Genomic DNA, 6,996 nt, shown 5'->3' with positions numbered 1-6,996 from the left:
AAGACCAGCGCCAGCGCTACCGGGGACGCAATGTCGTGGAGCGGTGCTTCAACAGGCACAAGCAGTGGCGAGGGATCGCGATGCGTTCGGACAAGGACGCCCGGAACTATCACGCCGGGCTCAGCCTCGCAACGACACTGCACTGGCTGACTACCCTCCTTGAGCAACACGCCCTAGCTGTACTGACCGGAGACGTCAGTGGCCACGGCGACTCTTCGCATGGGTGACCCGAGGCCTCATTCTGTGAAGAGTTCACCGCGTGTCCCATGAAATCTTCACTGCATCTCGACATCTGCCGTGGCTGCTGAGCCTGTTGTCTGTGTACGGCCGGCCCCTGCAGCCCGAGCAACTGTGGCTGCCGTGGTGGCTGAGCCTGGCCCTGCCCGTGGCACTGGTCGCCGTCGCTGCGGTGAGCGGCTTCCTGGGGCTGCGCCGGGTGATCCTCTCCCCGCTGGGTGTGCGCACCCGCCCCGAGGCACCCCGGCTCAGTCCGCTGCGCGTGATCGCCGCGTTGGTAGTGCTGGCCATGGCGGTCTTCGTGGTCCAGAGCGCCTCCCAGGGGTGGGGCGCGGTGGTGGTGATCATCGTGCTTTCGGTCGCTGTTCTGTCGGTCATGTCGGTCCTGGGCCTGGTCGGTCCGTTCGTCGTCGCCCGTCTGGCCCGAATCAGGGCGGCGCGCACCGCGGACCCGGCGAAGCTGATCGCCGCGCGCGGGGTGATGGACGATCCCCGCACGGCCTGGCGTGAGGTCTCGGCGCTGGCCCTGACCACGTTCGTGCTCATCCCGGCCGGGTGCATGCTCGGCTACCTGGACACCATCCAGAACAGCTCCAGCCGGCAGATCATGACCGAGGACCAGCTGCTGATGTTCGCCGACGCCCGGACGATGGTCGTGGCCCTGGCGGCGGTGTCGTTCCTGGTTGTCGCCTGTCAGGTCGCCATCACCCAGACCGCTGCCGTGGTCGAACGCAGCGAGCTCTACGTGGCGCTGGATCGGATGGGCATGCCCGTCTCGGAGCTGAACCGTGCGCGTCGACTGCGCGTGAGCATGCCCGCCACCGTCGCCGTGATCGGCTCTGCCCTGGCCGCCAGCGCCCTGGCGTTCTGGGTGGTGATCATGGCACTGACCACCGCCCCGCTGTTCGCCCTGGCCGTGCTGGTGGTCTTGATCACCGGGCTGGGGCTGATCCACGTGGGCGTGATCAGCACCGCCCCTGTGCTGGACCGCGTCCTGCAGGCACCCTCCCGCGGGGAATGACCCTCACGTGCGTGTGTGAGCCCGTGATGGACGCAGCATCGCGCCGGCCACCCCGGCTCCGGCGGCGATCAGAAACGCCAGGCGCATGTCCGCGGCCCCCGCCAGGGCGCCCAGAGCGGGGGAGGCCGCGGCCTGGCCGGCGGCGATGGCCAAGAACGCCAGACCCACCCCGGTGGAGGCGCGGCCGGGATAGAGGCGCGTGCCCCAGAGCAGCAGCACCCCGGTCAGGGCGATGTAAATCGCTCCGAATGCACCTGAGGCGGCGACGGCAACCACCGGGTCCTGCGGCCACAGCGCCCACGCCGCGGTCGCCGCAGCGAAGACGGCCATCAGTCCGGTCCAGGCGGTGGGCAGGGACATCCGTCCCACGAAATCCCGGCGGCCGCCCCGGCCAACCCGCACGCACCCAGCACGATCCACGCCGCCGTAGCCAGACCGGGCCCGTGACCGCCGGCGGTCTGCAGGAAGTCCTGACCGAACGTCCACCCCGCCGCGCTGGAAGCTCCCATGACCGCGGACGCGGCGACCAGGGCCCACGCGCCCGGCGGAAACAGTGGGGGCCGCCCGTCGGCCTGCGCAGACTCTGCCTTTGCGCGGGCGGCCCCCTGCCGGCCGGCGGGCACGGTCCTCCAGATCCAGAGGGTGACCAGCGCGGCCAGGGCGGTGAAGATCCACCATCCGGTGCGCCACTGCTCCTGGGTCAGCAGGGCGACGGGGCCGGAGACCATCACCCCTACCCCGGTGCCGGCGTTCACCACTGTCTGGACCCGGTCCTGCCGGGCCGCCGCCACGTGCTCGGAGACCGCGCGGGCCAGGGGCGGGGAGGCCACGCCCGTGCTGGAGCCGGCCACCGCCACCCCGACCCCGAGGACCAACGCCGAAGGGGTCGCGGCGATCATCGCGCACCCGGCCGTGGCCAACGCCCCCGCGGTCACCGCCACCGGGCGTGCCCCAACCCTCGGCGTCAGGGCCGTAGCGGCCAGGATGCCCACGCAGTAGGCCGCGTAGCTGGCCGAGGCGATCAGCCCGGCGGTGGCCGCGTCCAGCGCGAACGCCTCGCGGAAGGCGGGCAAGAACAAGCCGTAGGCGAAGCGGGCAAGCCCATAGCAGGCGGCGATGAGGCTCGCGCCGGCCGCCGTGAGCGCCACTGTGGCCCGAGGGGTGAGGGGGCGGGCGCCGTTGTCGGCCCGTCCGACGGGGGTGGTCTCGGTGCGGGACATCGCGGCGGTCCTATCTGGGCGTGGCCGCCCGACAAAGAGGATTCACCGATCGGTGAATTCTGCAGGAGACTACGTACACTGGTCGGTGAAGTCAACGAGGAGGTCCCATGGCTCAGGTTCAGACGCCGGCGCTCACGCCGGGGGCCCGTCGCATCCTGGACGCGGCGGAACGGCTGTTCTACGCCCAGGGGATCCATGCGGTGGGGGTGGAGGCGATCGCCGCGGAGGCGGGCATGACCAAGCGCACCCTCTACAACCGGTTCGCGTCCAAGGAGGCCCTCGTGGAGGCCTACCTGCGTCAGCGTCACGAGCGGTGGTGGGTGCGCCTGCAGGAGCGCCTGGCCGTGGCGCCGGAGCCGCGGGTGCTGGCGGTGTTTGACTCCTACCGCGATGACGCCGATGGTGCCCTGCACGGGTGCGCGTTCCTCAACGCGGCTGCCGAGCTGCGGGGGGACCACCCTGGCCTGACCGTCATTCGGGAGCACAAGCGGGCCGTACGGGAGGAAGTCCAGCGTCTGATCGCGGCCGAGCGCGGCGAGGTGGTTGCTCAGCGTCTGGCCGAGCATGTGTTCCTGTTGCTCGAGGGGGCAATCGCGCAGCGCGGCGTCGACCCGGATGGCCGGAGCCTCGAGATCGCCCAGGGATTGGCCAGGGAGTTGCTGGCGGCTTAGTCATCCTCCAGGGCGAGTGCCGTGGCGAACTGATCCGCCGTGATGCTGGGCAGAGCACCCCGCTGGGACAAGAAGTCCTCCAGCAGTTCCCACACACTGCGCACAAGCTCCCGGCGGCCGTGTGTGGCCACTGCGGTCCCCGATACGGCCTTGAGGCCGCGGAGGCGGTCATCGTCGCTGACGGGTGCGTACATGCTTCCCATCCAGCTGCGTCGCCGGATCCCCTCTGGTGGCCGGGAGGGGCCGAACTTCACGAGGAAGTCGCCGCTCACGTTGCCGGCCTCGACGGTTCGCACCAGCATGGCCGTCAAGTCCCAGGCGAGGGTTTCGGCGTCCTCGGCTGCCACGAATTCCGGGGTGAGGTCATCCCTGCCGAATCGGCCGTCTCGAGTCACGCCCAGACCCAAGCCGCCGTCCCCGTGGACTTCCAGGCGGGCGCCTTGGGGGTAGTCGGGGCGGGGGAGGTAGGTGTGGTGGTACAGACCCAACCCCCGCCGCAGTTCTGAATAGGTGGAGGTCTTCAAAGCGCTGAGACCATCAAATGATTGCGCTGGCCGACGGGCCTTCACGGCGTCCAGGAACCGGGTCGCCCCGATAGGGCTCAGTCGTCGGGGGTCGACGCGCGGTTGGAGCGGGACGGCCACGGCGGTCATCCAGATGGGAGGCGGCCCCATGATAGTCGTGCCGTTGACAGTGCGTGCCTTCGAGCCGAGTTCGGGGTCGGCGCCGACGGCCACCACGAAGTCGTGGAACCGTTCGCTCACGCTCGCGCGCTGCTCACGTCGCCGTTGCTCCCGCCGTCGGTAGGCCTCTTCGATCTGGCGTTCGGTCATGTTCGCCGTGTGGGAGCCGTTACGCCATGGGGCTTGGAACCATCCCTGATCCGACTTGTCTTTGGGAGGGCGGATCAAGTGCGGGGCCTCCGGGCTGGCTGGCACATGCAATGCCAGGACCTGGCGTCCGTCGTCCCAGATCACGTGTTCGAACTGCACGCCAGAGACAGGTGGGTAGGTATGGGCCAGGATGGCGCGCCGGATCTGCAGCTCCTGTACTTCGGAGACTTCCCCGATGCTTACGATCGCCATCGGCGTGTTGGAGCGTTTCTCCTGCACTCCATACACGATCACGCCGCCGTCTCCGTTGGCCATGGCGGCGACATCCTTCGCCAGCTCGCGGGCTTTGGCTTCCCGATCAGCACCTTTGAGGCCATCAGGTAGGGGGAGCTGGACCTTCCAGTCCAGTTCCTCTTCCTCCTTGAGATTCTCGCGTACTGCGGCCTCGATGTGCTCAGGCTTGAGCTCTGGATCGGTCAGCCCCAGACGGGCGTGAATGCGGGTCCACATGGGGTCAGCGTAGGCGGCTGTTCTTGGGGGCGAGGGGGACTGCTGCGAAACCGGGGGCTTGGTCGTTGCTGCACAACCGCGGGGTGGCTTCAGTGAGAACAGTCAGCTCTCGCGCGCCAGGACTACCACTTCGTGCTCCAGGCCTGTGGGGCTGGTCCACGACTTCCGCTGGCCGGTGTCCCGATATCCGAGGTGTTCCCAGAACGGCTGGACCTCTGCGTTGGTGTCGACGACGTTCAGCCGCCACTCCTGGCCCGCGGGGAACGCGGAGAGCAGGTGATCGTGGAAGCGTCGGGCGAGTCCTTGCCCCTGGGCGTCGGCCCGCAGCTGGAGCAGCCCGAGGAAGTTCACGCCTGGCTCCGGCCAGTCGGTGGCCAGATCCGCGACGCCCATCAACTCGCGGCCCAGGAAAAGTCCGAGCAGATGCTTCTGCTCTGGCTGCGTGGCCGGCGGGCGTGCCGTGAACAGGCCAGTCACGTCGTCAGACTCCGGGGGCCGTCCGTGCACCCGCTGGGCATAGCCGCCGTCAGCGGCGAGCACGGCCCCGACGGCGCTGCGGTCTGAGTCGGTGAGAGGACGAATCGTCATGCGGGCCATGACTGTAGTGAAGCACGGCAACGCTGCTGTCGAGATGCGGCAAAGGCTGCGCAAGACTCGCGCTGTTCCTTGCCCAGAGGGCTAGAAACCGGGACCTGCTCCTCAGGCCGAACTCTGCAGCAGTATGCCTCATGTGTGCTCGCATCATGACTCGCCTGCCACCGCCCAGCGGCACTGCCCATCGCCGTCGTCGCCTGCGGCCAGGATGACGCCGTCATGGCGGAGTCCGAGTGAGTGGCGTGACCCCGCAGCGATGGCCACGACATCGCGCCAGGCCTGCGTGCGGCACTGCCCGTGGCTGTCGTCTCCGGCCGCGAGGACGCGCCCATCCTTCGTCAATCCGAGCACGTGATGGCTGCCGGCAGAGACGGCCGTGATGTCCCGCCAGCTGTGGGCCTCGGCGAGGCCCGCGGCGGCGTCGCCGCAGGCCACCACGGTGCCGTCGTTTTTGACGCCCAGGGTGTGGAGGTAGCCGGCCGCGATCCCCACGACGTCGGTCCACCCGGTCACGTCGCCCTGACCGCGCGTGTTCAGCCCGGTCGACAGCACCCTCCCGTCTGCTTCAAGACCTACGGAGTGCCAGTCCCCGGCGGAGACCGCGACGATCTCGGACCAACCCTCGACGTCGCAGGCGCCGTCGTCCCGCCGGCCTGCCGCCGCCACGGTGCCGTCGGCGCAAACCCCGAGGGTGCGGCGCCATCCGGCGGCGACGCCCACCATCCCGGTCCAGTCCGTCACCTCACACTGGCCGTGCGCGTTCCAACCCGCGGCGAGGACGGTGCCGTCGGCGCGCAGCCCGACCGAGTGGGAGCGGCCCGTGTTCCGCGCGGCGTGGACGTTCCCGGCGGCCACGGCGACGACGTCGCTCCAGCCGGCCACGGCGCACTCGGCCGCCCCGGGCGGGCCCGCGGCCAGGACGCGCCCGCCGTCGACGACGGCCAGCGAGTGCCGCCGGCCGGCCGCGAGGGGCACCTGCGGGGCGGTCATCGGGCGATCTCCCGCAGGGGAGTCCACCCCACCGGGAGCGGACCACGGATGGCGGCCCGTTCCCGGTCCGCCTCATGGGACCACCCCTGTGCCTTCCCTCCTGTACCCACCGGGCCGCGCGCCACGCGCAAGCCCACATCCTCCAGGACGGCGTCGGGGGCGCTGCCGCGGCGGACGGAGGCGCGCACGCTCCAGGGCTCGTCGGCCCAGCCGCCGCCGCGCAGGGTGCGGTAGTCCCCATACCGGGCGGGATCGGCGTAGTCCCAGCACCATTCCCAGACGTTGCCGAGCGTGTCGTGCAGGCCCCAGGGGTTGGCCTTCTTCTGGCCGACGGGCTGGGGGCCGGCAAGGTGATCGAGGCTGGTCCAGGCGATGTCCTCGAGCGGTCCGTAGGTGGGTGACGTCGTGCCAGCGCGGCAGGCGTACTCCCACTCGGCCTCGGTGGGCAGTCGGTAGCCGTCGGCGGTGGGGTCCCAGGTGACCGTGCACCCGTCCGCAGCGCGCGTGTAGGCCGGCCGCAGGCTCTCGGCCGCGGAGAGCGCATTGCAGAGGGCGATGGCGTTGAACCAGGTCACCGGCGTGGACGGCAGGCCGGTGCCCGGGTCATGGAGGGGATGGGTGGCGATTTCGAAGGGCTCCAGGTCGACGTCCCGTGTGGTTCCGCGGCGGGCGTCGCGCAGGGTGATTTTTCCCGAGGGTAGGGGAGTCATTGCGGGCTGGGGCATAGGGCCAGCGTGGCACATCGGTTTCCTGGCAAGTCGGACGGCGAGAGGGAGTCACACGGCCCGAGCTGTCAAGATCTGAGGTGCTCGTCGGCGTATGAATCAAATTGGCGCGTTTTGGAACTCTTCGCTGCATCTCGACAGCGGCTCATCTCAACTCCGTCAACGAAAGTGCTTCCGACGGCCGCCGTTTCCCGA

8 protein-coding genes and 1 pseudogene are annotated in these 6,996 nt (G+C 69.9%); 3 read left to right on the top strand and 6 right to left on the bottom strand.

Translation table 11 applies throughout. The features are described 5' to 3' along the window. Window positions 1-227, top strand: a pseudogene (locus Q4D18_RS10355) (hypothetical protein); the annotation flags it as partial. A 32-nt stretch (window positions 228-259) separates the two neighbouring features. Further along, entirely contained in the window at window positions 260-1,258 is a 999-nt protein-coding gene (locus Q4D18_RS10350) for a hypothetical protein (RefSeq protein WP_303128068.1), read from the top strand. Between the two features lie 3 nt (window positions 1,259-1,261). Here Q4D18_RS10350 and Q4D18_RS10345 read toward each other — a convergent pair whose 3' ends face one another. Together Q4D18_RS10345 and Q4D18_RS10340 are read right to left on the bottom strand one after the other, a co-directional pair. Then, a complete protein-coding gene (locus Q4D18_RS10345; RefSeq protein ID WP_303128065.1) occupies window positions 1,262-1,618 on the bottom strand; it encodes a hypothetical protein in 357 nt (118 codons plus the stop codon). Beyond that, on the bottom strand, window positions 1,588-2,478 hold the full coding sequence (locus Q4D18_RS10340; RefSeq protein WP_303128063.1) for a YbfB/YjiJ family MFS transporter: 891 nt from the start codon (window positions 2,476-2,478) through the stop codon (window positions 1,588-1,590). The genes Q4D18_RS10345 and Q4D18_RS10340 overlap by 31 nt, the downstream gene beginning before the upstream one ends. 107 nt (window positions 2,479-2,585) lie before the next feature. Here Q4D18_RS10340 and Q4D18_RS10335 point away from each other — a divergent pair, with 107 nt between their 5' ends. Further along, window positions 2,586-3,149, top strand: coding sequence for a TetR/AcrR family transcriptional regulator (locus Q4D18_RS10335; RefSeq protein WP_303128061.1), 564 nt, complete (start codon window positions 2,586-2,588; stop codon window positions 3,147-3,149). Here the strand turns inward: Q4D18_RS10335 and Q4D18_RS10330 are convergent. The 4 genes from Q4D18_RS10330 to Q4D18_RS10315 form a co-directional block, all read right to left on the bottom strand. After that, on the bottom strand, window positions 3,146-4,492 hold the full coding sequence (locus Q4D18_RS10330) for a helix-turn-helix domain-containing protein (RefSeq protein WP_303128059.1): 1,347 nt from the start codon (window positions 4,490-4,492) through the stop codon (window positions 3,146-3,148). The two genes, Q4D18_RS10335 and Q4D18_RS10330, sit on opposite strands and share 4 nt — an antisense overlap. 102 nt (window positions 4,493-4,594) lie before the next feature. After that, window positions 4,595-5,089, bottom strand: a complete 495-nt coding sequence (locus Q4D18_RS10325) for a GNAT family N-acetyltransferase (protein ID WP_303128057.1) — start codon at window positions 5,087-5,089, stop codon at window positions 4,595-4,597. A gap of 144 nt (window positions 5,090-5,233) precedes the next feature. Further along, the gene (locus Q4D18_RS10320) at window positions 5,234-5,968 is read right to left on the bottom strand and encodes a chromosome condensation regulator (RefSeq protein ID WP_303128055.1); all 735 of its coding nucleotides are present in this window, start codon (window positions 5,966-5,968) and stop codon (window positions 5,234-5,236) included. Between the two features lie 104 nt (window positions 5,969-6,072). Then, window positions 6,073-6,786, bottom strand: coding sequence for an SUMF1/EgtB/PvdO family nonheme iron enzyme (locus Q4D18_RS10315; protein ID WP_303128071.1), 714 nt, complete (start codon window positions 6,784-6,786; stop codon window positions 6,073-6,075). Window positions 6,787-6,996 lie beyond the last annotated feature (210 nt).

Origin of the sequence: Micrococcus sp. (assembly GCF_030523875.1) — a bacterium.
In the GTDB taxonomy this organism is placed as follows: domain Bacteria; phylum Actinomycetota; class Actinomycetes; order Actinomycetales; family Micrococcaceae; genus Micrococcus.
Note: the sequence above shows the minus strand (reverse complement) of the source record. Positions and strands in the feature narration are given on the sequence as shown.